The organism is Actinoplanes sp. NPDC004185 (assembly GCF_053603475.1).
Window position 1 is genome coordinate 26,738 of the sequence record NZ_JBSGFR010000035.1, and the last position, 26,266, is coordinate 53,003.

At 73.6% G+C, this 26,266-nt stretch carries 28 protein-coding genes and 1 pseudogene; 11 read left to right on the top strand and 18 right to left on the bottom strand.

Features of this window, described 5'->3' with window-relative positions; genetic code table 11:
- Nucleotides 1-2 precede the first annotated feature (2 nt).
- Together ACWEOZ_RS30625 and ACWEOZ_RS30630 are read right to left on the bottom strand one after the other, a co-directional pair.
- Nucleotides 3-1,880, bottom strand: coding sequence for an FtsX-like permease family protein (locus ACWEOZ_RS30625; RefSeq protein WP_451914129.1), 1,878 nt, complete (start codon nt 1,878-1,880; stop codon nt 3-5).
- A gap of 10 nt (nt 1,881-1,890) precedes the next feature.
- The gene (locus ACWEOZ_RS30630; protein ID WP_433717662.1) at nt 1,891-2,634 is read right to left on the bottom strand and encodes an ATP-binding cassette domain-containing protein; all 744 of its coding nucleotides are present in this window, start codon (nt 2,632-2,634) and stop codon (nt 1,891-1,893) included.
- A gap of 195 nt (nt 2,635-2,829) precedes the next feature.
- Between ACWEOZ_RS30630 and ACWEOZ_RS30635 the strand changes: the two genes are divergently transcribed.
- Nucleotides 2,830-3,198 carry a hypothetical protein gene (locus tag ACWEOZ_RS30635; protein ID WP_451914130.1) on the top strand — a complete coding sequence of 123 codons (369 nt, stop codon included), beginning with the start codon at nt 2,830-2,832 and terminating at the stop codon, nt 3,196-3,198.
- Nucleotides 3,199-3,284: 86 nt separating this feature from the next.
- Here ACWEOZ_RS30635 and ACWEOZ_RS30640 read toward each other — a convergent pair whose 3' ends face one another.
- The 4 genes from ACWEOZ_RS30640 to ACWEOZ_RS30655 form a co-directional block, all read right to left on the bottom strand.
- Nucleotides 3,285-3,740 (bottom strand): hypothetical protein, encoded by a 456-nt coding sequence (locus ACWEOZ_RS30640; RefSeq protein ID WP_451914131.1) that lies wholly within the window; start codon nt 3,738-3,740, stop codon nt 3,285-3,287.
- 7 nt (nt 3,741-3,747) lie between these two features.
- A complete protein-coding gene (locus ACWEOZ_RS30645; RefSeq protein ID WP_451914132.1) occupies nt 3,748-4,452 on the bottom strand; it encodes an ABC transporter ATP-binding protein in 705 nt (234 codons plus the stop codon).
- Between the two features lie 85 nt (nt 4,453-4,537).
- Nucleotides 4,538-5,356, bottom strand: a complete 819-nt coding sequence (locus ACWEOZ_RS30650; RefSeq protein ID WP_451914133.1) for an ABC transporter permease — start codon at nt 5,354-5,356, stop codon at nt 4,538-4,540.
- Nucleotides 5,353-6,303 carry an aliphatic sulfonate ABC transporter substrate-binding protein gene (locus ACWEOZ_RS30655; protein ID WP_451914134.1) on the bottom strand — a complete coding sequence of 317 codons (951 nt, stop codon included), beginning with the start codon at nt 6,301-6,303 and terminating at the stop codon, nt 5,353-5,355. The genes ACWEOZ_RS30650 and ACWEOZ_RS30655 overlap by 4 nt, the downstream gene beginning before the upstream one ends.
- Before the next feature lie 46 nt (nt 6,304-6,349).
- Between ACWEOZ_RS30655 and ACWEOZ_RS30660 the strand changes: the two genes are divergently transcribed.
- Nucleotides 6,350-7,507 carry an LLM class flavin-dependent oxidoreductase gene (locus ACWEOZ_RS30660; protein WP_451914135.1) on the top strand — a complete coding sequence of 386 codons (1,158 nt, stop codon included), beginning with the start codon at nt 6,350-6,352 and terminating at the stop codon, nt 7,505-7,507.
- A 16-nt stretch (nt 7,508-7,523) separates the two neighbouring features.
- Here the strand turns inward: ACWEOZ_RS30660 and ACWEOZ_RS30665 are convergent, their stop codons facing one another.
- Together ACWEOZ_RS30665 and ACWEOZ_RS30670 are read right to left on the bottom strand one after the other, a co-directional pair.
- Nucleotides 7,524-8,081 carry a dihydrofolate reductase family protein gene (locus ACWEOZ_RS30665; RefSeq protein ID WP_451914136.1) on the bottom strand — a complete coding sequence of 186 codons (558 nt, stop codon included), beginning with the start codon at nt 8,079-8,081 and terminating at the stop codon, nt 7,524-7,526.
- Between the two features lie 63 nt (nt 8,082-8,144).
- Nucleotides 8,145-9,077 (bottom strand): GNAT family N-acetyltransferase, encoded by a 933-nt coding sequence (locus tag ACWEOZ_RS30670; RefSeq protein WP_451914137.1) that lies wholly within the window; start codon nt 9,075-9,077, stop codon nt 8,145-8,147.
- A 182-nt stretch (nt 9,078-9,259) separates the two neighbouring features.
- On the opposite strand from ACWEOZ_RS30670, the gene ACWEOZ_RS30675 reads away from it, so the two are divergent.
- Nucleotides 9,260-10,375, top strand: coding sequence for a M20 family metallopeptidase (locus ACWEOZ_RS30675; protein ID WP_451914138.1), 1,116 nt, complete (start codon nt 9,260-9,262; stop codon nt 10,373-10,375).
- Here the strand turns inward: ACWEOZ_RS30675 and ACWEOZ_RS30680 are convergent.
- The 3 genes from ACWEOZ_RS30680 to ACWEOZ_RS30690 form a co-directional block, all read right to left on the bottom strand.
- Nucleotides 10,308-11,591, bottom strand: coding sequence for a zinc-dependent alcohol dehydrogenase (locus ACWEOZ_RS30680; RefSeq protein ID WP_451914139.1), 1,284 nt, complete (start codon nt 11,589-11,591; stop codon nt 10,308-10,310). The genes ACWEOZ_RS30675 and ACWEOZ_RS30680 overlap by 68 nt on opposite strands.
- A gap of 20 nt (nt 11,592-11,611) precedes the next feature.
- Nucleotides 11,612-12,253: a cysteine hydrolase family protein gene (locus tag ACWEOZ_RS30685; protein ID WP_451914140.1), complete on the bottom strand. Its 642-nt coding sequence runs from the start codon at nt 12,251-12,253 to the stop codon at nt 11,612-11,614.
- 66 nt (nt 12,254-12,319) lie between these two features.
- A complete protein-coding gene (locus ACWEOZ_RS30690; RefSeq protein ID WP_451914141.1) occupies nt 12,320-13,258 on the bottom strand; it encodes a nucleoside hydrolase in 939 nt (312 codons plus the stop codon).
- A 67-nt stretch (nt 13,259-13,325) separates the two neighbouring features.
- Between ACWEOZ_RS30690 and ACWEOZ_RS30695 the strand changes: the two genes are divergently transcribed.
- Nucleotides 13,326-14,282, top strand: a complete 957-nt coding sequence (locus ACWEOZ_RS30695; protein WP_451914142.1) for a TIGR03885 family FMN-dependent LLM class oxidoreductase — start codon at nt 13,326-13,328, stop codon at nt 14,280-14,282.
- Between the two features lie 32 nt (nt 14,283-14,314).
- Here ACWEOZ_RS30695 and ACWEOZ_RS30700 read toward each other — a convergent pair whose 3' ends face one another.
- The 3 genes from ACWEOZ_RS30700 to ACWEOZ_RS30710 all read right to left on the bottom strand — a co-directional run bounded on the left by ACWEOZ_RS30700 (nt 14,315) and on the right by ACWEOZ_RS30710 (nt 16,074).
- The gene (locus ACWEOZ_RS30700; protein ID WP_451914143.1) at nt 14,315-14,977 is read right to left on the bottom strand and encodes a lysophospholipid acyltransferase family protein; all 663 of its coding nucleotides are present in this window, start codon (nt 14,975-14,977) and stop codon (nt 14,315-14,317) included.
- Nucleotide 14,978: 1 nt separating this feature from the next.
- Nucleotides 14,979-15,536 (bottom strand): TetR/AcrR family transcriptional regulator, encoded by a 558-nt coding sequence (locus tag ACWEOZ_RS30705; RefSeq protein ID WP_451914144.1) that lies wholly within the window; start codon nt 15,534-15,536, stop codon nt 14,979-14,981.
- Between the two features lie 148 nt (nt 15,537-15,684).
- Nucleotides 15,685-16,074 (bottom strand): VOC family protein, encoded by a 390-nt coding sequence (locus ACWEOZ_RS30710; RefSeq protein ID WP_451914145.1) that lies wholly within the window; start codon nt 16,072-16,074, stop codon nt 15,685-15,687.
- A gap of 65 nt (nt 16,075-16,139) precedes the next feature.
- On the opposite strand from ACWEOZ_RS30710, the gene ACWEOZ_RS30715 reads away from it, so the two are divergent.
- The 3 genes from ACWEOZ_RS30715 to ACWEOZ_RS30725 all read left to right on the top strand — a co-directional run bounded on the left by ACWEOZ_RS30715 (nt 16,140) and on the right by ACWEOZ_RS30725 (nt 20,105).
- Complete coding sequence (locus ACWEOZ_RS30715; protein WP_451914146.1) at nt 16,140-16,466, top strand: YciI family protein; 327 nt, start codon at nt 16,140-16,142, stop codon at nt 16,464-16,466.
- A 194-nt stretch (nt 16,467-16,660) separates the two neighbouring features.
- Nucleotides 16,661-17,872 (top strand): alginate lyase family protein, encoded by a 1,212-nt coding sequence (locus tag ACWEOZ_RS30720; protein ID WP_451914147.1) that lies wholly within the window; start codon nt 16,661-16,663, stop codon nt 17,870-17,872.
- 31 nt (nt 17,873-17,903) lie between these two features.
- The gene (locus ACWEOZ_RS30725) at nt 17,904-20,105 is read left to right on the top strand and encodes a ricin-type beta-trefoil lectin domain protein (RefSeq protein WP_451914148.1); all 2,202 of its coding nucleotides are present in this window, start codon (nt 17,904-17,906) and stop codon (nt 20,103-20,105) included.
- A gap of 58 nt (nt 20,106-20,163) precedes the next feature.
- Here ACWEOZ_RS30725 and ACWEOZ_RS30730 read toward each other — a convergent pair whose 3' ends face one another.
- Genes ACWEOZ_RS30730 through ACWEOZ_RS30745 form a run of 4 tightly spaced genes read right to left on the bottom strand, consistent with a single transcriptional unit; the run spans nt 20,164 to nt 23,253 of the window.
- Nucleotides 20,164-20,937 (bottom strand): ABC transporter permease, encoded by a 774-nt coding sequence (locus ACWEOZ_RS30730; RefSeq protein ID WP_451914149.1) that lies wholly within the window; start codon nt 20,935-20,937, stop codon nt 20,164-20,166.
- On the bottom strand, nt 20,934-21,854 hold the full coding sequence (locus ACWEOZ_RS30735) for an ATP-binding cassette domain-containing protein (RefSeq protein ID WP_451914150.1): 921 nt from the start codon (nt 21,852-21,854) through the stop codon (nt 20,934-20,936). The genes ACWEOZ_RS30730 and ACWEOZ_RS30735 overlap by 4 nt, the downstream gene beginning before the upstream one ends.
- On the bottom strand, nt 21,851-22,717 hold the full coding sequence (locus ACWEOZ_RS30740) for a DUF4097 family beta strand repeat-containing protein (RefSeq protein WP_451914151.1): 867 nt from the start codon (nt 22,715-22,717) through the stop codon (nt 21,851-21,853). Before ACWEOZ_RS30740 ends, ACWEOZ_RS30735 begins: the two co-directional genes overlap by 4 nt.
- 35 nt (nt 22,718-22,752) lie before the next feature.
- Nucleotides 22,753-23,253 (bottom strand): hypothetical protein, encoded by a 501-nt coding sequence (locus tag ACWEOZ_RS30745; protein WP_451914152.1) that lies wholly within the window; start codon nt 23,251-23,253, stop codon nt 22,753-22,755.
- 121 nt (nt 23,254-23,374) lie between these two features.
- Here ACWEOZ_RS30745 and ACWEOZ_RS30750 point away from each other — a divergent pair, with 121 nt between their 5' ends.
- The 4 genes and pseudogenes from ACWEOZ_RS30750 to ACWEOZ_RS30765 all read left to right on the top strand — a co-directional run.
- Nucleotides 23,375-24,268 carry an acyl-CoA dehydrogenase family protein gene (locus ACWEOZ_RS30750; protein ID WP_451914153.1) on the top strand — a complete coding sequence of 298 codons (894 nt, stop codon included), beginning with the start codon at nt 23,375-23,377 and terminating at the stop codon, nt 24,266-24,268.
- Nucleotides 24,262-24,984 carry a PIG-L deacetylase family protein gene (locus tag ACWEOZ_RS30755; RefSeq protein WP_451914154.1) on the top strand — a complete coding sequence of 241 codons (723 nt, stop codon included), beginning with the start codon at nt 24,262-24,264 and terminating at the stop codon, nt 24,982-24,984. Before ACWEOZ_RS30750 ends, ACWEOZ_RS30755 begins: the two co-directional genes overlap by 7 nt.
- Entirely contained in the window at nt 24,981-25,589 is a 609-nt protein-coding gene (locus ACWEOZ_RS30760; RefSeq protein WP_451914155.1) for a class I SAM-dependent DNA methyltransferase, read from the top strand. Before ACWEOZ_RS30755 ends, ACWEOZ_RS30760 begins: the two co-directional genes overlap by 4 nt.
- Nucleotides 25,583-26,173, top strand: a pseudogene (locus tag ACWEOZ_RS30765) (glycosyltransferase); the annotation flags it as partial. The gene ACWEOZ_RS30760 and the pseudogene ACWEOZ_RS30765, both read left to right, overlap by 7 nt.
- Between the last annotated feature and the right edge of the window lie 93 nt (nt 26,174-26,266).

Genomic DNA, 26,266 nt, shown 5'->3' on the forward strand with positions numbered 1-26,266 from the left:
TCCTACTCGCGGGCGCCCAGCAGGGAGACCGGCGCCGCCCGGGTCGCCGACCACGAGGTCAGCAGGCTGGTCAGCCCGGTGACCACGAACGCCACCACCGCCAGCACCGCCATCAGCGTCCACGGCAGGTCCAGGGTCGCGATGCCGGTCACCGCCGAGGTCGTGGCCAGCGCCGCGACGTAGGTGCCGGCCGCGGCCAGCGCGCCCAGGAAGACGCCGATCATGGTGACCGCCGACGACTCCAGCAGCGCCGCGCGCAGCACCTGGGGGCGGGTCAGGCCGGTCGCCCGGGCCGCGGCGAACTCCCGGCCCCGGGCGGCCGCGGCGATCACGACCGCGTTGACCACCCCGATCAGCGCGTACAGGCCGCCGAGGCCGAGCACGATCAGCATGATGTTGTCGCTCGTACTGGTCCGGGCCTCGGCGTCGGCCCGGAGCCACTCCTCCACCCCGGTCACGGTGCCCACTTCGGACAGTGCCGCGGTGACCCGGGCGGTGTCGGCGCCGGGCGCGAGAGTGACGAACGTCCGGGTCGGCGCCCCGGCGAGCTGGTCCGCCGGGAGCAGGCCGACGGGCACCAGCAGGTCCGCTCCGCCGCCGATCGTGACCGGCACCTCGGCGACGACCGGCAAAGAGCGGTCGGTGCCGGCGAAGTCGACGGCGACGGTGTCGCCCCGGGAGAAGCCCACCCGGCCCGGGCCGCCGGCCACGGCGTTGCCGTGCAACGCCCGCAGGGGGCCGCTGCCCGGGTGGGCCCGCTGGAAGGCGGCCGGATCGACGACCAGGGCGGCCGCGGTGACGGTGTCGGCCATGTCGCCCTGACCCGTGGTGAGGCGGACCTGGGCCTCGGTCTCCGCAGAAGCGGACGCCACCCCGGGCACGACCGGGAAGCCCGGACCGGTGGTCTCGACCACCAGGTCGGCGGCTGTGCCGCGGCGCTGCTCGGCCACGCCGGCGGCGGCGAACGAGGCGGACGCCCCGACCTGCCCGAAGACGACACCGATCAGCACGATGAGCGGGGCCGCGGTGGCCGCACTGCGCCGGACCTCGTCGCGCAGATTGGCCCGGGCCAGCATGCCGGTCACCCCGGCGGCCGGGATCAGCCGGGCGACCGCCGGGACCAGCACCGGGGCCAGGAGCGACAGGGCGACCGCCGCGCACAGCGACACGTTCATCGTCAGGGCCTGACCGCCGCCCGCCCCGCCCACCGGGGCCAGGATGATCAGAGCCACCGCTCCGGCGGTGAAGAACAGCCCGGCCAGCCAGCGCCCGGCGGTCATCACCCGGCCCGCGTCGGGATCGCGCAGCGCGTCCAGCGGGCGGACCCGGGCGGCCCGCCGGGCGGCGACCAGCACCCCGGCCAGCGCCAGGCCCAGGCCGACCCCGGCGGAGGCGCCGAGGATCCAGGTCCGCCACTGCCCGGTGAAGCCGTCCGGCACGAACCCGAAGCCGACCAGCAGCCGGGTCTGCAGGGCCATCACGGCCACCCCGGCCGGTACGCCGGTGGCGGTCCCGACCAGACCGAGCAGCAGCGCCTCGCCCATGAGCAGCCGGCGCACGTGCCGGCGACCGCCGCCGACCAGCCGCAGCAGCGCCAGGTCACGGCGGCGCTGGGCCACGGTGAAGGCGAACGTGGAACTGATGATGAACACGGCCAGGAACGTCGAGAAGCCCAGCGTCACGCCGAGCAGCGCCACCGACGCCTCGGCGCTGTCGCTGAAGTGCAGCCGCTCGGCCGGGGACAGGCCGGCCGGCGGGTCCAGGGTGGCCGCCGAGATCAGCAGCAGCAGCGAGGACTGCACCAGCGCGACGCCCAGGCACACCGACAGGGTCGCGCCGACGAACAGTTGCCAGCGTTCGGCCAGTCCGGAGAAACTCATCCGCAGCATGTCAGCGCTCCAGGGCGACGAGGCGGTCGGCGACCTCGCGGGCGCTCGCACCGGCGAGGTGGTCGACCAGCCGGCCGTCCCGCAGGAACAGCACGCCGTCGGCGCGGGCGGCGGCGGCCGGGTCGTGGGTCACCATCACGATGCTCTGACCCCGGTCGGCCATGGCCCGCAACAGATCCAGCACGGTACGGGCGGCCGTCGAGTCCAGCGCCCCGGTCGGCTCGTCGGCGAAGAGCACCTCGGGCGCGGTGACCATGGCCCGGGCGATCGCCACCCGCTGCTGCTGGCCGCCGGAGAGCTCACGCGGGCGGTGCCGGGCCCGGTCGCCCAGCCCGACGTCGTCGAGGGCCTGGCGGACCTGGGCGCGTCCCGGGCGGCGGCGGGCCAGGCGCAGCGGCAGGGCCACGTTCTGCTCGGCGCTCAGCGAGCCGATCAGGTTGAAGCTCTGGAAGACGAACCCGATCCGGGTCCGGCGCAGGGCGGTCAGCTCGTTGTCACTCGCGGCGGTGATGTCGGTGTCACCGAGCAGGACCCGGCCGCTGTCCGCGCGTTCCAGGCCGGCGGCCAGGTGCAGCAGGGTGGACTTGCCGGAGCCGGAGGGGCCCATCACGGCGGTCCAGGTGCCGCGCCGGAACTCGACGTCGACGTCGTCGACAGCCCGGACGGCGGTGGCGCCACGGCCGTAGCCGCGGCTCACGCCACGCAGGGCGACCGCGGTCGTGGTGGGGGTGGGGGTCGTCGTCATCGTCACTGCTCGAACGTATGGCGACGGCCCGCGAATAGCGTTGCGGTGGTCCCCCGGATCCGGGGTAGGGCTAACCCTACGGCGGTGCCGCCGGTCGTGAGCGTCATCGATGAGCGGGCGGAAATGCAGCGGCGCCGGGGGGACGGGCGTGGGTAGGGTCGGGCTTCTGACCATGCGGCTACGGGAGGGTGAGCGATGACGGTGGCACGGGGATCCCGGCCGATCGAGGTCGGCGGAACGGCGTACCGCTGGACGGTGCGGCGGCGGGCGGCCTACCACCGGGGCGACAGCTGGACCCTGCTGCCCTTCGTGGTGGAGCAGGCCACCGGCCACGGCGCCCTGCTGATGGTCACGCTGCCGGACCGCTCCGCACCGGCCGGTCCGCCCGTGTCCCCGTCGGCGGTCGCCGAGAGCATCGACCGGGCGCTGACGGCCGGCTGGCGCCCGGACTGGCGGGGGCCGGCGTTCCGCTCCCGGCCGAAGACATCCCGCTGGGGTGACGAGTTCCGCGGCGGCCGGCCCGTGCACCGGGTGCGGCACGCGGGCCCCCGCCGGGACACCTGAGACGGCTGCGGAGCGTCCGGCCCGACCCGGCCGGGCGCCCCCGCCGCGGCTGCCGGACTTCCGTTAGTACTGGTGCATGCCGCCGGCTAGGCGGGGTCGGCCAGAACTTCGATGTGGATCGGCTCCCGACTGTTGAGGTAGAGGACGTAGCCCGCTTCTTCGTCCTCGAGCGCGTCGACAGGGACCACCTCGAGCGCGTATTCCGGCCGGGGGAGGAATCCGACGTCGGCGGGTGGCTCGAACCTCTCGATGGAGGTGATCCGCACCTCAGTCGGTGGGATGCCGACGAAGCAAGGGTCACCAGCTTGGAGTTCAGAAGCGTCGGGCTCCAATCGCCAGGGCGTGTTGAGCCAGCCGTGCGCCTCGGAGGCGTAAGGGAAACCCACGGTGCCGTCCCAGGGGTTGTCCGACTCGGGGTCGGGCTCCTGCCATGGCCAGTCGATGAGCAGACGGTGGGGCGTGGTGCTGACGACCCGCGCGTCGAACGCTTCGGCGGAGATCAGGAGCAGGTCGCCGACGGTGTAGCCGAGCGCCTTGGTCAACCTGATGCTATCCATGGGTGAGGGGCACCCCCAGCCGGTCCAGCAGCCGGCGCCGTAGCGGGCCGAAGCCCGGGTCGTCCGGCGCCCGCGGGCGCTCCAGCGGGATCACCAGATCCTCGGCGATCTTCCCTCCGTCGAGCACGAGGGCCCGGTCGGCCAGCAGCAGCGCCTCGTCGACGTCGTGGGTGACCAGCAGGGCGGCGAAGCCGTGCCGGGCCCGCAGCCGGCCGAACAGGTCCTGCATCTTGAGCCGGGTCAGCGCGTCCAATGCGCCGAACGGTTCGTCGAGCAGCAGCACCCGTGGCTCCCGGACCAGCGCGCGGGCGAACGCCACCCGCTGGGACTGTCCGCCGGACAGTTCCGCCGGCCAGCTGTGGCCCCGGTCGGCCAGGCCCACCTCGGCCAGCGCCGCCGCCGTCCGGGCCGCGACGTCACCACCGGTCACGCCCAGGCCGACGTTGCCGGCCACCCGTTTCCAGGGCAGCAGGCGATGCTCCTGGAAGACGACCGCGTGCTCGCGGGGGACGGTCACCGTGCCGGTCGCGTCCGGGTCGAGGCCGGCCAGGATGCGCAGCAGGGTGCTCTTGCCCGAGCCGCTGCCGCCGAGCAGGGCCACCACCTCGCCGGGGGCGATGGACAGGTCCACGCCGTCGAGGACGACCGCCGCGCCGAACGCCCGGTGCACGCCTTGCGCCCGTACCACCGGGGTCATGCTGTGCCCACCTTCGGCATGCCCTCCTGGCCCTCACCGTCGCGGCCGTCCGCGACGCCCGCATCTCTTGGTTCGGTGCAGTCCGTCATGCCGCTCGCAGCCCGCGCCGCCATGCCAGAGCCCTCCTCTCCGCGGCCCGTAGCAGCAGGTCCGACAGCAGGCCCAGGGCCGCGTACACGAAAAGCCCCAGGACCACGACGTCGGTCTGGCTGAACTCGCGGGCCTCCATCATCAGGAAGCCGATGCCGTTCTGGGTGTTGGTCTGCTCGCCGACCACCAGGCTCAGCCAGGCCGCGCCGATGGCCAGCCGCAGGCCGAGGAACAGCGACGGCAGGGCGCCGGGCAGGATCACGTGCCGCAGCCGGGCCCAGGTGCCCAGTCCGCAGGTCCGGGCCGCCTCGACCAGGCGTTCGTCGATGTCGCGGATGCCGGCGTACGTGTTGAAGTAGAGCGGGAAGAACACGCCCAGCGCGACCAGGGTGATCTTCATCGACTCGCCGATGCCGACCCAGATGATCAGCAGCGGCACCAGGGCCAGGTGCGGCAGCATCCGGGCCATCTGCACGGGCGGGTCGATGGCGTCGTCGCCCAGGCGCAGCAGTCCGGCCGTCGCGCCCAGCGCCAGCGCGAGCACCCCGCCGATGACCAGCCCGATGCCGGCGCGGGTCAGCGAGTCCAGCAGGTGGGCGCCCAGTGTGCCGTCGGCGGTGAGGCGCCAGCCGGCGCGCAGCACGGTGCTCGGGGCGGGCAGCTTGTCCGGTGACAGCACGCCGCCGCGCGACAGCGCCTCCCACAGCAGCAGGATCGCCACCGGGCTGACGATGCGCTGCCAGCGCAGCCGCCGGGTCCTCCTGACCTGGCGCGGGCGGACCGTCACCTCCGGCGCCGTGGCGACGGCGGTCATTGCAGCTCCGCGGTGAACTGGTCGTCGATGCGGGCCTTCATGTCGACCCGGCCCGGGATCAGCTTGAGCTCGGTGAAGCCGTCCGCGATGCTCTGCAGCTCGGTGCCGACCTCCGGGGTCAGCGGGGCCAGCGGCTGGGCCGCACGGGCCAGGGCCCGGGCGGTCACCGCCTCGTCGATCTTCAGCTCCGGCGCCAGCACCGTGGCGCGTTCCTCCGGGTGGGCGATGCCCCAGGTCGTGGTCTTCTGGTACGTGTCCAGGAACGTCCGGATCAGCGGCGCCTTGTTCCTGACCGCGTCCGGGTGGACCAGGATGTACTCGCGGTTGTTGGCCAGCCCGGTGGCGTCGGCCAGCACCTGCACCCCGGGCTGCTCGGCCAGCGCGAAGTACGGGTCCCAGATGATCCACGCGTCGACCTGGTCGTTGTCGAACGCGGGCCGCCCCTCGGCGGGCTTGAGGTACTTGACGTTGATGTCGGCCAGGGTCATCTTGTTGGCCTCCAGGAGCTTGACCAGCAGCCAGTGCACGTTCGAGCCCTTGTTCAAAGCGACCGTCCTGCCCCGCAGATCGGCGAAGCTCCGGTAGCCCCTGGCTCGCTTGACCAGGACGGCTTCGCCCCGGGGGATGGGGGCGCTGGTGCCGACGATGGTGAAGGGGATCTTCGCGGCGGCCGCGAAGATCGGCGGGGCCTCGCCGGTCTGGCCGATGTCGATGGCGCCGGCCTTGAGCGCCTCGGTGACCGCCGGGCCGCTCTCGAACAGCGACCACTGCGCGTCCGGGGCGGCGGCCCGGGCCTTGACCAGGCTCAGCCCACCGAACCGCTGGTAGCCGATCCGCAGGGGGCCGGTGCCGGCCGGGCTGGTGCCGGCGTCGTCGTCGGCGCATCCGCCGAGCGCCACGGAAACGGTCAGGGCCAGCAGGGCGGCGATAGTGCTCCGTCTATGCATGGCCTCACTCTATCTAGCCGATAGGAGATGTGGGTACCCTGGGCCCATGACGTCGCTCGACTTCCACTGGTTCCTGCCCACCAACGGCGACAGCCGCGACATCGTCGGCGGCGGGCACGGTGTCCCGGTCGGCGCGGCCGGCGGGGTCCGGCCGCTGACCATCGGTTATCTCGGGCAGATCGCCCGCAGCGCCGAGCAGCTCGGCTTCGCCGGTGCGCTCACCCCGACCGGCGCCTGGTGCGAGGACGCCTGGCTGGCCACCGCGATGCTCACCGAGGTGACCGAGCGGCTCAAGTTCCTGGTCGCGTTCCGGCCCGGGCTGATCTCGCCGACCCTCGCCGCCCAGATGGCCTCCACGTTCCAGCGGCTGTCCGGCAACCGGCTGCTGCTCAACGTGGTCACCGGCGGCGAGTCCAGGGAGCAGCGCGGCTACGGCGACTTCCTCGACAAGGACGCCCGGTACGCCCGCACCGACGAGTTCCTCGGCATCATCAAGGCCCTGTGGCGCGGCGAGACCGTCGACCACGTCGGCGAGCACCTGCGCGTCGAGGGCGCCCGGCTGAGCCGCCTGCCCGACCCGGCGCCGGAGATCTACTTCGGCGGCTCGTCGGCCGCGGCCGGCCCGGTCGCCGCCCGGCACACCGACGTCTACCTCACCTGGGGCGAGCCGCCGGCCCAGGTGGCGGAGAAGATCGCGTGGATCCGCAGCCTGAACCCGGCGCTGCGTTTCGGCATCCGGCTGCACGTCATCGCCCGCGATACGGCCGGGGCCGCCTGGGCCGAGGCAGACCGGCTGCTGCAGGGCGTCTCGCCGGCCGACATCGAGGCGGTGCAGGCGGGACTGCGGCGCAGCGAGTCCGAGGGTCAGCGGCGGATGCTCGACCTGCACGGCGGCAGCCGCGACGGCCTGGTCGTCTCGCCGAACCTGTGGGCGGGCGTCGGCCTGGTCCGCGGCGGCGCCGGCACAGCCCTGGTCGGCAGCCACACCGAGATCGCCGACCGGATCGCCGAGTACGCCGGCCTCGGCATCACCGAGTTCATCCTGTCCGGCTACCCGCATCTGGAGGAGGCGTACTGGTTCGGCGAGGGCGTCCTGCCGGAGCTGCGCCGCCGCGGCCTCTGGCGGCACCCGGACGGCGACGGCAGCACCGCGGCGACGAGCATCCCGTTCGCCGGCGTGGCCACCGCCGGCACCCCGGGCTGAAGGCGACCTCGGTGATTCAGCGCGCGCGGCGGTAGTGCATGGCGACCACGCCGTTGCTCAGCGGCGCCGCCGAGACCAGCTCGAGCCGGCGCGTGCCGGGCAGCCCGCCCTGGTACAGCGTCGGGCCGTGGCCGGTGATCCTGGGCTGGAGGAGCAGCCGGTATTCGTCGATCAGGTCCAGCCGGTCGAGCTCGGTCGCGAGCTTGCCGCTGCCGAGCAGGACCCCCGCCGGGGTCTCGTCCTTGAGCTTCTGCACGCCCTCACGCAGGTCGCCGGCGATGTGGTGGCTGTTGGTCCACGGGAAGTCCGTGCGGGTCGACGACACCACGAACTTGGGTTTGGCCTCCAGCTTGGCCGCCCACTCGCGCAGGGCCGGCGGCGCCTCCTGGTCGCCGCGGGCGATGGCCGGCCAGGCGCTCTCCATCAACTCGTAGGTGACGCGCCCCCACAGCATGGCTCCGCTCTCGTCCATCAGGCGGGTGAAGAAGGCGTGCGTCTCGTCGTCGGCGATCCCCTCCTGGTGGTCGACGCAACCGTCCAGGGTGACGTTGAGGCTGAAGGTGAGAAGTCCCATGACCGGCGAGTCTAAGGCCGGCTGATCACGCGCCGGGCCCGTAACGGCCCGGCGCGCCCCCGATCAGCGCCAGGTCATGTCGAGCTGACGCTCGAATGCGACGTAGCCGGCCCGGGCGAAGGCCCGGGCCATCGGCTGGTTGCCCACGTCGGTGGAGGCCCGGATCCGGGGTACGCCCGCACCGGCCAGCAGCCGTGTGCCCGCGGCCAGTATCTCGTCGATGTAACCGTGGCCCCGGTGCTCCGGCACCACCCCGAGGTAGGCGATGATCGGGTTGTAGCCGTTGTGTGCCGGGATCACGAAGCCGACCGGCTCCCCGCCGGGCAGGGTCGCCACCCGCCACCACTCGTGCGGGCTGGCGTAACCTTCCAGCTCGTCGCGGTACTGCTCCTCGGCGGCCTCCCGGGCGCTCATCCGGCTCAGATCGTCGAGGCTGTGCGCGTCCAGCGTGCCCTCCAGCACCCGCGTCATCAGAGCGATGAGCTCCTCGGCCTCGCGCACCGGACGGAACGTGAGACGCCCGGCCGGCTCCGGCACCGGCGTGCCGGGCTTCCACTCCAGGCGCAGCCGCTCGACGAAGAGCTTGGCGCCGAGGCGTTCCAGCACGCCCATCCGCTCCTCGACGCCGCGGCGGACCTCGGGCTGCTCGCGCCAGTCGCCCGGGACGTACCGCAGGTAGTCGGGCGGAGTGTCGCCCGGAGCGACCACCGTGGACAGTGCCGTCCGGACGAGCTCGACGGCGTCGCCGGGGTCACCGTCGAGGTCGAGGATGTCCATCAGGAACGGGTGCTCCGCGCCGGGGCGAGACCACCAGGCGGCCCGGGCGACGACGCGCTCGCCGCGCAGGGCGAGCCACAGCCACCGCGGGTGGCGGCGGCCGGCTTCCAGGTCCTCGGCCAGCTCGCCGTTGAGGACGTACGGGAAGGTGGTGAACAGGTCCAGCTCGTCGGGCCCGGTGATCGGGCGCAGGGTCAGGTCGTGGTGGTGCAGGGTCAAGGCATTCTCGTCTCTGGAGACGCCCTGTCCCGCCGGGATCAGCTCGGCTGGTGGCCCCGGGAGGACGTGGGCGCGATGTGCGTGGCGTACATGGCTCAGCCCTCCTTCCTTCGTCGGTCCGGCCGCCAGTTCTATCCGCCGCCCGGCCCGGCCGCAACCGATTAACTCGATAGGGTCGGGACATGGACCTGCCGGCCCGCGCCGCCGAGCTGATCGCCGTGCCCTCCACCGCGGACCGGCCCGAGGCACTGCACCACGCGCTGGAGCTCGTGCTCGACGTCGTCGGGCCCGGCTTCACGGTGGAGCGCTTCACCTCGCGGGGCAAGCCCAGCGCCCTGGTGCACGTGCCCGGGCCGCGTCCCGACTTCCGGGTGCTGCTCAACGCCCACCTCGACGTCGTGCCCGCCGAGAGCTATGCGGCCCGGCGGGACGGCGACCGGCTCTACGGCCGCGGCGCGCAGGACATGAAGGTGGCCGCCCTGGTGCTGGCCGAGGTGTTCCGCTCGCTGGCGCCGTCGCTGCCGTACCCGCTGGGTCTGCAACTGGTCACCGACGAGGAGGTCGGCGGCTTCGACGGCACCGCCCACCAGCTCGCCGCCGGCGTCACCGCCGGCTTCGTGCTCATCGGCGAGCAGAGCGGCCTGCGCGTGGTCACCGATTCCAAGGGCATCCTCCAGGTACGGCTGCACGCCACCGGCACCGCGGCCCACGCCGCCTACCCGTGGCTCGGCGACAACGCTCTGCTCACCCTGACCGGTGCGGTCGACGCCGTGCTGCGCCGCTGGCCGGTGCCCCCGGACGAGCAGTGGCGCACGACGGTCAACGTGGCCCGGATCGAGACCACGAACCGCGCCGTCAACCAGGTGCCGGCCGAGGCCACCGCCTGGCTCGACATCCGGTTTCCGCCGCAGGACACCGACCTCGCCGGCCGCACGGGTGACGAGATCGCCGCACTGCTGCGGTCCGTCAGCGGTGTGCCGGTCACCGTGGACAGCCTCGGTGCGCCGCACCACGCTGACCCGCACAGCCGCGAGGTCACCCTGCTGCGGGCGGCGGCGAGCTCGGCCGGCTACCCGGGAGAGCTGCTGCGCAAGCACGGCGCCGCCGACGGCCGGTTCTACTCCGCCCGCGGCATCGACGCGGTGATCTTCGGCCCCGGCGGCGACGGCCAGCACGGCCCCGCCGAGTACGCCGACCTGCGCTCGGTGGGCCCGTACCGGAAGGCGCTGGTCACGTTCCTGACCGAGCTGGCCCGGGACCCGGCACCAGCGGGACCTCGGGATCCGGCCGCAGGGTGACCTTGACGGCGCGGGCCCGGGCCGCGGCCGACGCGGTCCGCAGCGCGAGCCGCCAGTCGTCCAGGGCGAAGGTGTGCGTCACCAGCGCGTCCACCGGGAAGGCCGGGTCGGCGAGCCACTCCACCACCTCGGCCATCGTCGTCCGCCCGGCCAGGGCCGGCTCCGGACCCGAGTTCACGGTGCCCTGCACGGTGAGCTGACGGTTCCAGACCAGCGACCAGTCGACCCGCTGCCGGCCGGCCCCGCCCACCAGCACCAGCACGCCGGTCGGCCGCAGCAGGTGCAGGGCGAGGTCGATCGTCCCGGTGCGGCCCACACAGTCGAACACCACGTCCACGCCCTGCTCCAGGATCGGGGTCCGGGTCAGCCGCGGCCGGACGACGCGGCCGCCGTGCACGCGGGCGAGGGAATCGATCACCTGAGGTCCCGGCTCCAGCGCCCGGCTGGCTCCCGTGCGCACCGCCGCCGCCCGGCTGAACTCACCCGGGCCGACCACGGTGATGTCCAGATCCGGGTGCAGCCGGCGCAGGGCCGCCGTGACCAGCAGGCCGATGGTCCCCGGGCCGATGACCACCGCGCGGTCGCCGCGGCGCTGCCAGTGCAGCGCCGCGTGCAGGGCGACGGACGCGGGCTCGGCCAGAACCGCACGGTACGACGGCAGCGCCCCGACCCGATGCAGCTGACTCTCGTGCGCGGCGACGTACTCGCCCCAGCCCCCGCCCAGCGCCGCGTCGAAGCCCTGGGTGGGTGACCGGCAGCCGGACACACCGGGCTCATCGAAGCGTTCGCACACGTACGGGAAGCCCTCCCGGCACGACCGGCACAGCGCGAAACCGCGGTGCACGCAGGACAGCACCGGGTCCACGACGACCCGGTCACCCGCCGACACCGCCGTGACCCCCGGCCCGGCCGCATCGACCACGGCGACGATCTCGTGCCCGAGGATCTGCCGGCGCGCGGTGTAGTAGGCGCTGAGCACCAGCGACGACTTGGCGTGCGCGACGGCCGTGTCGCTGCCGCAGATGCCGGACAGCTCCGGGCGCAGCAGCACCCAGCCGGGGGCGCGGGGCAGCACCGGCACCGGCAGGTCCTTGCGCAGGCTGAGCAGGCCGGCCGCACCCCGGCCGGCGTCACCGCCGAGGCGTCCGGGCAGCGCCCCGGCCGCCGCGGTGGCCAGATACCGGGGGATCGACAGCTCCGCCAGAACGGCTCGCATGGTATTCCCTCCGGGGGCGGTCAGGCCGGCGTGGTGACCTGGGCGACGATCTCCGCGGTCGGCGCGAGCACGACACCGATTCCCGCGATCTCCCGGAAGCTCTGCTCGGTGGCCTGGGAGATGGCGTCGGTGGCCAGCACGACCCGGTAGTCGCGCTCGCTGGCCTCGATCATGCTGGCCCGCGGGCAGTTGGGCAGGTTGCAGCCGGCGAAGACCACGGTGTCGATGCCGCGCTCGCGCAGCAGCTCGTCCAGCGGGGTGCGGTAGAACGCGCCCCAGCGCGGCTTGAACAGGGCGTACTCGTCGGGGCCGAGCTCCTGCGCCCGCCCGTCGAGCAGCAGCTTGTCGTCCAGGTCGGGGGCGTCGCCGGGCAGCAGGCCGGGCGCGAGCAGCCGGCCGTCGGTGCCGGGCCGGGCGAGCCGGCCGCCGCCGTCGATGAGTGTGCGCCGCACCCGGTCGACGTCGTCACCCTGGTAGAGCCGGACGATGTGGACGATCGGCCGAGGCGCGGCCCGGAAGGCGTCGATCAGCGAGCGCAGCGACGGGATGATCTCCGTGGTGCCGGCCAGCCCGTACGGCCGCCCGGACAGGAAGTCCCGCTGCATGTCGATGGTGACCAGCGCGGACGACTCCCAGTGCGGGGCCAGATGCGGATCGGTCATGCGGACCCTCCGAGGCGGTGGGACGACGCCAGCAGCATATCGGCGCTGTCCGCCACCGCGGTGCCCTCAGTCGCCAGGGGTCCGGAGGATCGTCCGGGGAATGACCGGTGCGGCGTCGGCGGTCAGGGTGAGGACCACCCGGGTCCGGCGCGCGGCGGTGTCGTCCTCCACGAGGTGCCCGTCCGGCTCGACCCGCAGCCCGGCCAGTGGTGCGTCCGCCGGGTGCAGCAGGCCTACGGCGACACCGGCGGCGAGCGGGTCGTGCAGCGGCACCCGCCGCTCACCCAGCACCGGCTCGTAGTAGTCGAAGTAGCCGGTCAGCATCGCGGCCAGCGCCGACGCCAGCGGCGGGCCGGCCGCCAGCGCGGCCCGGTCGGCCTCGTCGAAGCGGTGCCGCATGGTGACGTCGAGCGGCACCACCGTCACCGGCCAGGCCGCGTCGAACACGGCGGTCGCCGCGGCGGGGTCACCGGCGATGTTGGCCTCGGCCCGCCCGGTCACGTTGCCCGGCACCCGGACCGCTCCGCCCATGACGGTGACGTCGCGGACCAGGCCGGGCAGCTCCGGGTCGCGGCGCAGTGCCAGGGCCAGGTTGGTCAGCGGCCCGGTCGCCACGATCCGCAGCTCACCGGCGTGCTCGCGGGCCAGCCCGAGCAGCAGCTCGGCGGCGTCCTCGCCCTGGGGCGGCCGGGTGGCGGCGGGCAGCTCGATCCCGCCGATGCCGTTGCCGCCGTGCACCCGGCCCGCGCCGCCGCCGAAGGTGCCGGCCAGCGGATGGTGCGCGCCGACAGCGACGGGAATGTCGTCGTGGCCGGCCAGGGCGAGCAGGTCCAGGGTGTTGCGGGCGGCCTGGCCGGCGGCCGTGTTGCCGCTGACCGTGCCGATGCCCGCCGGCACGGTCCCGCGCCGGGCGAGCAGCAGGGCGAGGGCCAGGGCATCGTCGACGCCGGTGTCGCAGTCGAGGTAGAGGGGCGCGGTGGTCTTGCCGGTCACCGGTCGGGTCACGGCCTCAGGCTAAGCCGTCCGGGTGCGCGGTGGTTGTCCCCGGGCCGGCCTGGGTACGACCTGCGGCATGACGGACTACGGCATCCATGCCTCGCACGAGCAGATCCCGCCCGCCGAGCTCCTCGCCGCCGTGGTCGCCGCCGAACGCGCCGGTTTCGACGCCGCGATGTGTTCCGACCACTTCTCGCCGTGGAGCGCCCGGCAGGGCCAGTCGGCGTTCGCCTGGTCCTGGCTCGGCGCCGCGCTGCAGGCCACGAACCTGTCCTTCGGCGTGGTCAACGCGCCCGGGCAGCGCTACCACCCGGCGATCATCGCGCAGGCCATCGGCACCCTCGGCGCCATGTATCCGGGCCGGTTCTGGACGGCGCTGGGCAGCGGGGAGTACAGCAACGAGCACATCACCGGCGAGCCGTGGCCCCGCAAGGAGGTCCGGGAGGCCCGGCTGCTGGAGTGCGTCGGCGTCATCCGCGACATGCTCGCGGGCGAGGAGGTCACCCGCGACGGCCTGGTCAAGGTCGACCGGGCCAAGCTGTGGACCCGGCCCGAGACGCCGCCGGCGCTGATCGGCGCGGCCGTCAGCTCCAGGACGGCGGCGTGGTGCGCCGGCTGGGCCGACGGCCTGGTCACCGTGAACGCCCCCGAGGAGCGGCTGCGCGAGATGATCGCGGCGTACCGGGACGCGGGCGGCCGCGGGCCGATCAGCCTGCAGGTGCACCTGAGCTGGGCCCCGACCGAGGCCGAGGCCGAGCGGATCGCCCACGACCAGTGGCGCAGCAACATCTTCCCGCCGCCGGTCTGCTGGGACCTGGAAACCGTGGACCACTTCGACGTGGTCTCGGCGAACGTGACGGTGGAGCAGGTCCGCGAGGTCGTCAACGTCTCGGCCGACCTGGAACGGCACATCGAGTGGCTGCGCGGGTACGCGGCCCTGGGCTTCGACCGGATCTACCTGCACCACGTGGGCCAGGACCTGATGCCGTTCGTGGAGACCTTCGGCGCGAAGGTCCTGCCGGCCCTGCGCTGAGCGTCACCCGCCCGGGAGCACGCGACGGCAGGTCAGTGCCCGGTGGACAGTTCGTTGTAGCAACCGGCGTTCTCCTGGCCGGACAGCTTCTCGATCTCGGCCATGATCTCGTCGGTCGCCGTCCGCCGGGCCCGCGCGGCGTTGCCCGCCGGGGCGGCGAACCGCAGCGGCGCACCGAACCGGACGGTGACCCGGCCGGGCCGCGGGAACCGCGCGCCGACGGGCTGGATCCGGTCGGTGCCGATCACGGCCACCGGGACGACCGGCGCCCCGGAGGCCAGGGCCAGCCACGCCACCCCCGTACGCCCGCGGTAGAGCCGGCCGTCGCGCGACCGGCTGCCCTCGGGATGAATGCCGAACGCCCGGCCGTCCCGGAGCACACCCAGCGCCGTCTCCAGGGCCGCCTGGGCCGCCCGGTGCTCACCGCGCGGCACAGCGACCGCGCCCAGGCCCAGCAGGGTCGAGCCGGTGAGCCGGCCCAGCACGCCCGGCCGGGTGAAGTACTCCGCCTTGGCCAGGAACGCCACCGGCCGGGGCGACACCAGCGGGATCAGGAAGCTGTCCAGGAAGGACAGGTGGTTGGCAGCCAGGATGACCGGGCCTTCGCGCGGTACGTGCTCGCGGCCCTCGACCACCGTCCGGAACGCCAGCCGGGACACCGGGACGAGCAGGGCACGGGTCAGCTGCGGCAGCATGTCACGACTCCACGTACGCGTCGATCGCCGTGCGCAGCAGCGCGTCGGCGTCCTCGGTCTCGACCGTCATCTGCAGGCTGCCCCAGGACCACAGCTGCGCGATGCCGTGCAGGTTGGCCCAGAGGGCGCCGGCGGCCACGGCGGCGTCGTCGCGGCCGGGCCGGGCCCGGGCGACCAGCTCGACCAGGACGGCGAACAGCGGCCGGCTGGCCGCCCGCAGCCCTTCCTGGTTACCGCGCAGCAGCTCGTGCCGGAACATCAGCTCGAACATGCCCCGGTCGGTGCGGGCGAAGTCGAGGTAGAGCCGGCCGAGGGTGAGCAGCCCGGCGCGCGGGTCACGCTGCTCACCGAGGGCCGCGACCTGGTCGGACAGCCGGTCGTAGCCGACCCGGGCCACGGCGGCCAGCAGCTCGCGGTGGGTAGGGAAGTAGCGCCGGGGGGCGCCGTGGGAGACGCCGGCGCGGCGGGCGATCTCGCGCAGGCTCAGCGCGTCGGTGCCCTCGGCGGCGACCAGCTCGACGCCGGTGGCGACGAGACGCGCGCGCAGGTCGTCGGGCATAGACACTGTCTACCAGAGTGCGTAGACAGTGTCTATCACCCGCGACCGTGGCCGGCCGGTCGTGGTCCCGCTGGTGCGGTTGAAGCCGGACGTCCGTGCGGACGCGTGGCCGTCCTCGCCGGCGCCCGCCCATGCCGGGCGGTGATCCTTACGCCGGCGTTGTCCCGTCCGCGACCGGGGGCGCCCATCCCGGCCGGGGGATGAGACAGAACGGGTGCCCGGCCGGGTCGGCGAACACGCCGCGGCCGGGCAGGGCGGTGGCGCCCAGCGCGAGGACGGCGGCGGACGCCGCGGCGACGTCGTCGACCATCACGTCCAGGTGGAGCTGCTGGGGCGTCGCCGGGTCGGGCCAGGTCGGCGCCGGATTGCCGGGGGCCCGCTGGAAGCCGAGCCCGGAGGAGCGGTCGCTGGCGGCCACGACCGCGAAGTCGTCGTCGTGGTAGGTGACGGGCAGGCCCAGCAGCGCGCTGTAGAACGTGGCCAGGGCCAGCGGCTCCGGACAGTCCACGATCACGTGGTGCAGACGGCCGATTCCCATGCATGCCTCCCGAGGTTGTCCTGGACATCATGTCGAGAACGGCCCACCGGCACCGACCCTCCGGTATGACGAAGTTTCTGCTGATCCAGCACCACACCGCGATGGGCACCTGGGCGCCGGCCGACGTACGGCGTCATTTCGACTACCAGCGTGACCTGGACGCCGAGCTCACCGCGGCCGGTGAGCTGGTCGAGGCCCAGGGGTTCGGCGGCCGTTCGCACCAGGTCGCGGGGGAGCGGGGCGTTCTGCCCGAGCTCGCCGGCTACCGGGTCGTGGACGTGGAGTCCGAGGAACGGGCGCTGGAGATCGCGGCCCGGGCGTCGGCCGCGCCGGGGCCGGGCGGCGCACCACTGGGTCAGCGGATCGACGTACGGCAGTTGCTGACGCCGTGAGAGCGCTTTCTCGCCGTAACCGGTTCCGGAGGGCGGAACATGCGTGCCCGTATCGGAAAGCGCTCTCCCTCCATCGAACCTTTCGTCATCCTTAAGTCCGTCGATTCGTCCTTGACCGCGTCCCGTTCGTCACGGTTGAGTTCGGCACTGTTAAGTCACCTTCCGGTTCCCCGTTCCCCCATCCGGAGTCCGCAGTGCCTCACTTCCCCCGCCGGCTGCTGCTCGCCGCCGGCACCGTGCTCGTCGCCCTCGCGGCCACGGCCGGCGTCCGCTTCGTGGCGAACGCGGACACGGCCCCCGCCCCGGCCGGTATCACGGCCGCCGCCACGTTCGCCCACCCCGGCGTGCTGCTCAGCCGCGCCCAGCTCGACTTCGTCAAGGCCAAGGTCGCCGCCAAGGCCCAGCCCTGGACCAGCGCCTACAACCAGATGGCCGCGAGCCGGTACGCCTCGCTGTCGCGGACGCCGAAGCCCCGCGCGACCGTCGAGTGCGGCTCCCACTCCAACCCGAACAACGGCTGCACCGACGAGCGCGAGGACGCGATCGCCGCGTACACCGACGCGCTCACCTGGTACATCACCGGGAACACCGCGTACGCGGCCAAGGCCATCGCGCTGATGGACGCCTGGTCGGCCACGCTCAGGACACACACCAACAGCAACGGGCCGCTGCAGACGGCCTGGGCCGGTTCGGTGTGGCCCCGGGCCGCGGAGATCATCAAGCACGCGTACGGGAACTGGCCCGACCAGGCCCGCTTCGCCACCATGCTCCGCACTGTCTACCTGCCGGTGGTTCTCGCCGGCAGCGCGAGCAACGGCAACTGGGAGCTGTCGATGATGGAGGCGGCCGTCGGCATCGCCGTCCACCTCGACGACCGGGCGAGCTACGACCGGGCCGTCGCCCGCTTCAAGCTGCGCGCCGCCGCCTACATCTACGTCAGCGCCGACGGCGCCCAGCCGAAGTACCCGCCGGCCGGCGGCATCGACACCCGGGCCGAGCTGATCAGCTACTGGCAGGGTCAGAGCACCTTCGTCGACGGGCTCTCCCAGGAGACCTGCCGCGACTTCGTGCACACCGGCTACGGCATCTCCGCCATCGCGCACGTCGCCGAGACCACCCGCATCCAGGGCGGCGACCTCTACCCCGAGCTGCAGGACCGGCTGCGGCACGCGCTCGGGCTGCACACCAAGGTCGAGAACGGGACCGCCGTGCCCGCGTCGATCTGCGGCGGCTCGGTGACCAGGGGCCTCGGCCCGATCAGCGAGGTCGCCTACAACGCCCTGCACAACCGGCTCGGCATCGCGATGGCCAACACCGGCACCTACACCGAGGCCCGGCGCCCGCAGGGCAGCAACAACCTGTTCGTGGCGTGGGAGACGCTCACCCACGCCGGCAACCCCGCCTGATCCCCGAAGACCGAATCCCCGAAGGAAGCCGATGCCCCCCATCCCCCGCAAGCGACGGCGTGTCCTGGCCGTCTCCGTCACCGCCCTGGTCGTCGGCGTGCTCGGCGTCGCCGGCGTCACCAACGCCCTGGCCGCCACCACCGGTTCCGTGGTGAGCAGCGCCAACGGCAAGTGCCTGGACGTCACCAACGGCTCCACCGCCAACGGCAACCTGCCGCAGATGTGGTCCTGCGCGAGCGGGCCGAACCAGACCTGGACCTACGGCGACGACAAGTCGCTCAAGGGCCTCGGCAAGTGCCTGGACGTGGCCGGCGGCGCCACCACCGACGGCGCGGTCGTGCACATGTGGGACTGCTTCGCCGGGCTGACCAGCCAGCAGTGGACGTACACGGCCGGACGGGACCTGGTCAACGTCAAGGCCGGCAAGTGCCTCGATATCAAGGACAACAACCTCGCCGACGGCGCGAAGCTCCAGCTGTGGACCTGCGGCGGCGGCGCCAACCAGAAGTGGACGGTCAACGGTGCCTCGACGCCCCCGACCACCCCGCCGGTGACCCCGACCACGGTCCCGCCGGGCAGCGGCAACCCCGACCTGGGCCCGAACGTGACGATCTTCGACCCGTCGATGTCGCCGGCGACCATCCAGAACCGCCTGACCACCGTCTTCAACCAGCAGGTCCGCAACCAGTTCGGCAACGCCCGCTACGCGCTGCTGTTCAAGCCCGGGTCGTACAACGTCGACGCCAACGTCGGCTTCTTCACCCAGGTCGCCGGGCTGGGCCTGACGCCGGACGCGGTGAACATCAACGGCGCGGTGCACGCGGAGGCGGACTGGTGGCCGGACGGCTCGCAGAACGCCACCCAGAACTTCTGGCGCTCGGCCGAGGGCCTGTCGGTGACCCCGAACGGCGGCCTCGACCGCTGGGCCGTGTCGCAGGCGGCGCCGTACCGCCGGATGCACGTCCGCGGCAACCTGGCGCTCTCCGACGGCGGCTGGTCGTCCGGCGGCTTCATGGCCGACACCAGGATCGACGGGCAGATCCAGTCCGGCTCGCAGCAACAGTGGATCACCCGCAACTCGCAGATGGGCAGCTGGAGCGGCTCCAACTGGAACCAGGTCTTCGTCGGTGCCCAGGGCGCCCCGGCCAACAGCTTCCCGACGCCGCCGTACACCACGGTCGGCCAGACGCCGGTGATCGCGGAGAAGCCGTACCTGTACGTCGACTCGGCGGGCGCGTACCAGGTGTTCGTCCCCGCGCTGCGCAGCAACTCGGCCGGCACCACGTGGGCCAACGGCAACCCGGCCGGCCGGTCGCTGCCGATCGGCACCTTCTTCGTCGTCAAGCCCGGTGAGACGGCGGCGAACATCAACGCGGCCCTCGCCTCCGGCAAGAACCTGCTGGTCACCCCGGGTGTCTACAACCTGAACCAGACCATCAACGTCACCCGGCCCGACACGGTCGTGCTCGGGCTGGGCCTGGCCACCTTCGTCCCGCAGAACGGCATCACCGCGATGACCGTGGCCGACGTGGACGGCGTACGGGTCGCCGGGGTGCTCTTCGACGCCGGTACGACCAACTCGCCGGTGCTGATGGAGGTCGGGCCGACCGGCTCCTCGGCGAGCCACGCGGCCAACCCGACCGTGCTGTCCGACGTGTTCTTCCGCATCGGCGGCGCGATCGCCGGCAAGGCCTCGGTCAGCCTGCGGATCAACAGCGACCACGTGATCGGTGACCACGCCTGGATCTGGCGCGCCGACCACAGCGACAACGGCACCCACGGCTGGACCGTCAACCCGGCCGCCAACGGCCTGATCGTCAACGGCGACAACGTGACGTTCTACGGCCTGTTCGTCGAGCACTACCAGCAGTACCAGACCATCTGGAACGGCGACAACGGGCGCACGTACTTCTACCAGAACGAGATGCCGTACGACCCGCCGAACCAGGCCGCCTACATGAACGGCTCGACGCAGGGCTGGGCGGCGTACAAGGTGGCCGACTCGGTGACCAACCACGAGGCGTGGGGCCTGGGGTCGTACGCGTTCTTCAACGTCAATCCCAGCGTGGTCAACGCCCGCGCCTTCGAGGTGCCGGTGAAGCCGGGCATCAAGTTCCACAACATGGTGACCGTCTCGCTGGGCGGCACCGGCACGATCGCCCACGTCATCAACAACACGGGCGCCGCGGTCAACAGCGGTCACCAGGTGACCAACCTGGTCAGCGGCCCCTGATCCCCGTTCGCACGTCGCGACGGCCCGCCGGACTTCCGGCGGGCCGTCTGCCTTTCGGTCAGCGGGCGTTGTAGCGCTTGCGGGCCCAGAGATAGCCGGCCAGGGCGATGGCGGCGCACCACGCGGTGGCCCACCAGATCGAGTCGCCGGCCGGACCGCCGGTCAGCAGGGCCCGGATCGTCTCCATGATCGGGGTGAAGGGCTGGTACTCGGCGAACTGCCGCAGCCCGCCGGGCATCGAGTCGGTCGGGACGAAACCGCTGCCGATGAACGGCAGCAGGGTCAGCAGCAGCGGCGTGTTGCTCGCCTCCTCCACGGTCCTGGCCACCAGCCCCAGCGCGGTGGCCAGCCAGGTGATGGCGAACGAGGTCATCGTCAGCACCCCGAGCACACCCAGCCAGGCCACCGGTCCGGCGCTGGGCCGGAAGCCGATCGCGAGCGCCACGGCCAGCACGATGACCAGGCTGACCAGCGTCTGGATCATGCTGCCGACCACGTGCCCGGTCAGCACCGACACCCGGGCGATGGCCATGGTGCGGAACCGGGCCACGATGCCCTCGGTCATGTCGGTGGCGACCGAGACCGCGGTGCCGGCCGCTGCCCCGCCGACGGTCATCAGCAGGATGCCCGGCACCACGTACGCCAGGTATTCGGTGCGGCCGCCGCCCAGGCCGGCGCCGAGCGTGCCGCCGAAGACGAAGACGAACAGCAGCAGGAAGATCACCGGCATCCCGGCCAGGTAGAAGATCATCGCCGGATAGCGCCGCATGTGCCGCAGATTGCGCCGCAGCATGGTGTTCGAGTCGCGGACGGCGAGGCTCAGGGTGGTCATCGCACGGGCTCCTTCGCGGTCAGGGCCAGGAAGACGTCGTCCAGGTCGGGCGTGTGCACGGTGAGGCTCTCCACCTCGGCGCCGGCCTCGTCCAGGGCGGTCAGCAGGGCCCGCAGCGTGCGCACGCTGCCGTCCCCGGGCACCTGGATGGTGAGCTGGGCGGAGTCGACGTCGGCGGGGCCGAGGGCCACCGCCGCCGCCCGCAGCGCCGGTCCGTCGGCGAAGCGCAGGGTGATGTGCTCGCCCGGCACCAGCCGTTTGAGCTCGTCGGCCGTGCCCTCGGCGACCAGCCGCCCGCCGTCGAGCACCGCGATCCGGTCGGCGAGCTGATCCGCCTCCTCCAGGTACTGGGTGGTCAGGAAGATCGTCACGCCGTCGGCCACCAGCCGCCGGACGGTCTGCCACATCGCCTGCCGGCTGCGCGGGTCCAGCCCGGCGGTCGGTTCGTCGAGGAACACCAGCCGCGGCTCACCGACCAGGCCCATCGCGATGTCCAGCCGCCGCCGCATGCCCCCCGAGTACGACGACGCCTGCTTGCCGGCCGCGTCGGTCAGGTCGAACTGCTCCAGCAGCTCGTCCGCCCGGCGCCGGCCCCGGGCCCGGCCCAGGTGGTGCAGGTCGGCCATGAGGATGAGGTTCTCCCGGCCGGTGAGCAGCCCGTCGACGGCGGCGAACTGACCGGTGACCCCGATCGCCGCCCGGACCGCGTCCGGCTCGGTCGCCGGGTCGTGGCCGGCCACCCGGATCTCGCCGGCGTCGGCGTCGATCAGCGTGGAGAGGATCTGCACGGTGGTGGTCTTGCCCGCGCCGTTCGGGCCCAGCAGGGCGAAGATCGAGCCTGCCGGGACGTGCAGGTCGATGCCGTCCAGAACGGTGTGGTCGCCGTACGCCTTGCGCAGGCCGGTCACGGTGATCACCGGAGCGCCCCGGTGTCGCCGCGGCGCACGACGATGTCGCCGAAGGAGGTGCGGGCGCGCACCTGCACGTTGTCCTCGCCGGGCTCCGGGGCACCGGTGCCGTCGAGGTGGTTGAGCACCTTGCCGAACTGGGTGTGCAGGTCGAGGTACGCGGCCGTGCCCGCGGCGATGCCGACCTCCAGCTCACCCATCGAGCTGCGGACCGCGACCGTGCCGCGGCGCACCGCGCCGATCCGGATGCTGCCGTTGGCGGTCGCGGCGTCGACCGAGCCGCCCACCTGCCCAGCGACGACACCACCGTTGGCCATCTTCGCCGTCAGATCGCCGCCGACGGAGTCCACCTGGGTGTCGCCGTTGGAGTTCTTGAGCACCGCGGCCCCGCTGACCGTGCCGATCCGGATCGTCCCGCTGCCGGTCGTGGCGCGGGCGGCGCCGGTCACCGAGCGGGCGACGACGGAGCCGGCGCTGGTGGTGACCTCCAGCGGTCCGGTGTGCTGCAGCTCCACGTCGCCGGCGGCGGTGCGGACCGCGGTCTCGCCGAGCGTGCCGGTGCAGTGGAACGAGCCGAGGGCCGCGTCGGCGCGCAGCTGCGAGCCGGTGGGCAGGGCGATCTCGATGTCGATCGACCCGCTGCGGCGCAGGATCCCCAGGGTCTTGAGCGTCTTCGGGGTCTTGACCTGCAGTTGCCCGTCGGCGAAGTGGATCTGGGTCTGCTCGGCGGCGCGCAGGTCGGCGGGGGCGGAGGGGTCGGTGGGGCGGACCTCGACGACGGTGTCCGCGCGGTCGGTGGCGGTGACCCGCACGTCGGCGACGAGCAGCTCGAACGTCGCCCGGATCGGCGCGGGGGTGTCGAAGGTGGGCATGTCCTGGTCCTTTCGCGGAGGGGAGACGGGCACGGTCAGCGGGCCCAGCCGGTGTAGCGCTGCCCGCCGAGCGGGGCGCGGGACGTGCGCGGCCGGTCACCGGCCTGCACGGCGGCGGTGCTGGCCCGGACCAGCCAGGCGTTGACCGAGAGGCCCTCGCGGCCGGCCGCCTCCTCGATCCGGGTCTTGAGCTGGTCCGGCAGCCGGAAGTTGATCCGCGACACGGCACCGTCGTCGGGGATGTCGGCGGCCTCGACCGGCTCGGGTGCCGTCGTCTCCACCGGGTGCTCGGCCGGCGGTGGCGTCACGACGAAACCGGGGGAGCCGCCGCGCAGCCGCAGCTCGACCGAGCCCGGCGCGAGGTCGCGGGTGATCTCGTCCGCCGCGGCGGACAGGGCATCGAGCAGGGCGAGCCGGAAGGCCGACTCCATCGGCGCGGTCAGCCGCTCGGCCAGCTCGCGGGCATCGGAGCCGCCCAGCTCGGCGGCGCCGACGAGCTCCTCGCGGAGCCGGGCGACATATGACGTGAGGTCCATGACGCCATCATGGCATCGCGATGGCGCCATGTAAAGCCATTTTGGTGCCATGCGGCGCCACGCGTGTTGCGTCGTTTCCTGCGTCGTTTGCGATCGGTTCGGGTCGGGTAGGGATGCGGCCGTGCTTGAAGTCGCTGATCTCCCGCTACCCGGGTCCGGCCGAACCCTGGAACGGTTCGAGCGGTTCGCGGCCATCGCCCGCCGTGATCCGGTCACCGCCCGGCTGTGTGAGGGTCATGCCGACGCCACCGCCATCCGCGCCGAGCTCGGTGACCCCGGCCCGCCCGCCCCGGACGAGAGCTGGGGTGTCTGGGCCGCCGCGCCGGCCTCGGTGATCGCCCGCGAGAAGGACGGCGAGTGGACGCTGAGCGGCGACCGCCCGTGGTGCTCCGGCGCCGGCACCTGTACCCATGCCCTGGTCACCGCGACCGCGCCGGACGGGATCCGGCTGTTCGCCGTGGCGAACCGCGCGCCCTGGGCGGTGCCGCTCGACGGGACGTGGCCCGCGGTCGGGATGGCCGGCAGTGACAGCCGTACCGTCCGCTTCACCGACGCCCCGGCCCGGCCGGTCGGTGGCCCCGGCTCCTATGTCGGCCGGCCCGGCTTCTGGCACGGCGGTGTCGGCGTCGCCGCCTGCTGGTACGGCGGCGCCACCGGCGTCGCGGACACTCTTCTGCACCGGGCGCGCGGCCCGCACGCCCTGGCCCACCTCGGCGCCGTCGACGTGCAGTTGCGCTCGGCTCGGGCTGTGCTGCGCGAGGCCGCCGCCCGGATCGACGCCGAGCCGGCCGCGGACGCCGAGCAGCTCGCCGTGCGGGTCCGGTGCACCGTCGAGTCGGCGGCGTCGGAGGTCATCGACCGGGTCGGCCGCGCGCTGGGCGCCGGGCCGCTGGGCCACGACGAGGCCCACGCCCGCCGGGTGAGCGACCTGACCGTGTATCTGCGGCAGAGCCACGCCGAAGCCGACCTCGCCCATCTCGGCGCACTGCTGAAGGAGGAACCACCCGCATGGTGACCGTGATCGAGGGTGCCGGCACGGACGACACCCGCTGGCGTTCCTGGCCGGCCGTCGCCGGCTGGCCGGCGCTGACCGCCGACCCGCCCGGCCCGCCGCTGGTGGTCGCCCCGCATCCCGACGACGAGGTGCTCGGGGTCGGTGGCCTGCTGGCGCTGCTCGGCGACGCCGAGGTGGTCGCGGTGACCGACGGCGAGGCCTCCCACCCCGGCTCCACAGTGCACACCCGGGCCGAGCTCGCGGCCCTGCGCCGCGAGGAGACCGCCGAGGCGCTGCGCCGGCTCGGTCTCGGCCGGACCCCGGTGGTGCACCTGGGCCAGCCGGACGGCGGCATCGACGAGGACGCCCTGACCGCTGCCCTGACCGCACGGCTCGCGCCCGGCCGCTGGTGCCTGGCCACCTGGCGCGGCGACGGGCACCCCGACCACGAGAGTGTCGGCCGGGCCGCCGCGGCCGCCTGCGCCGCCACCGGGGCCCGGCTGCTGGAGTATCCGATCTGGACCTGGCACTGGGCGCAGCCCGGCGACGACCGGGTGCCCTGGGACCGGGCCCGGCGCCTCGATCTGCCGAGCGCCGCGCGCCACGCCAAGGAGGCGGCGATCCAGGCGTTCCCGAGCCAGATCGCCGACCTGGGGCCGGAGCCCGCCGACGCGGCCATCCTGCCGCCGCACGTGCTGGCCCGCTTCCGCCGGCCGTTCGAGGTGGTGTTCGCGTGAGCACGCCCCTGGGCTACTTCGAGCAGATGTACGCCGACAGCCCCGACCCGTGGGACTTCGAGTCGCGCTGGTACGACAACCGCAAGCACCAGCTCACCGTGGCCGCGCTGCCCCGCGCCCGCTACCGTTCCGCGTTCGAACCGGGCTGCTCGACCGGCACGCTGACCGCCCGGCTGGCCCCACGCTGCGCCGCCCTGCTCGCCGTGGACGCGGTCGAGTCCGCGGTGGCCACCACCGCCCGCCGGCTGGCCTCCCAGCCCCACGTGACCGTCGCCCGGGCCCGGATGCCCTACGACTGGCCCCGGCAGACCTTCGACCTGATCGTGCTCTCCGAGCTCGGCTACTACTTCGACGACACCGACCTGGACGCGCTCATCGCGCAGAGCGTCGCCGCGCTGGAGCCCGGCGGCGACCTGGTCGCGGTGCACTGGCGGCGGCCGGTCGCCGAGCACGCCCGGCCCGGTGAGGAGGTCCACGCCCGGCTCGACGCCACCCCGGGCCTGGAGCTGACGGCGCAGCACATCGAGGCCGACTTCCTCCTGGAGGTCTACGCGCGTACGCCGCCGGCGGCCCGGTCGGTCGCCGAGCGCGAGGGTCTGTGCTGAGCCGGATCGCCGTCGTCGTGCCCGCCCACGACGAGCAGGAGCTGCTCCCGCACTGTCTGGCCGCGCTGCGGGTCGCCGTCGCCGGCAGCGCCCTCGCGGTCGAGGTGATCGTCGTGGCCGATGACTGTGCCGACGCCACGGCGCAGGTCGCGGCCGCGGCGGGGGCCGCGGTGGTGCGGGTGACCGCGGGAAACGTGGGGCAGGCCCGCGCGGCCGGGATGGCGTACGCGCTGCGGCACGGCACCGCGGGGCTGTGGCTGGCCACCACGGACGCCGACAGCCGGGTCGGGCCGGGCTGGCTGGAGTGGCACGCCCGGCACGCGGCGCGCGGCACCGAGGTGCTCGTCGGCACGGTCGAGGTGCCCGACTGGTCCCCGTGGCCGGTCGCCGTGCGGCACGCCTACGAGCAGCGTTACCGGGCGGCGCTCACCGTGTCCGGCCACCGGCACGTGCACGGGGCCAACCTCGGGTGCGGCGCGGCGGCGTACGCGGGCCTGGGCGGTTTCGCCGGAGTCCGGCACGACGAGGACCGTGACCTGGTCACGCGGGCCACGACGGCCGGGTTGCGGGTCGTCTACGACACCGCGAGCCCGGTGCTCACCAGCGCCCGCCGCAGTGCCCGGGCGCCCGCGGGCTTCGCCGCTCACCTGGCCTCAGTCTCCGACGAGGTGTCAGCG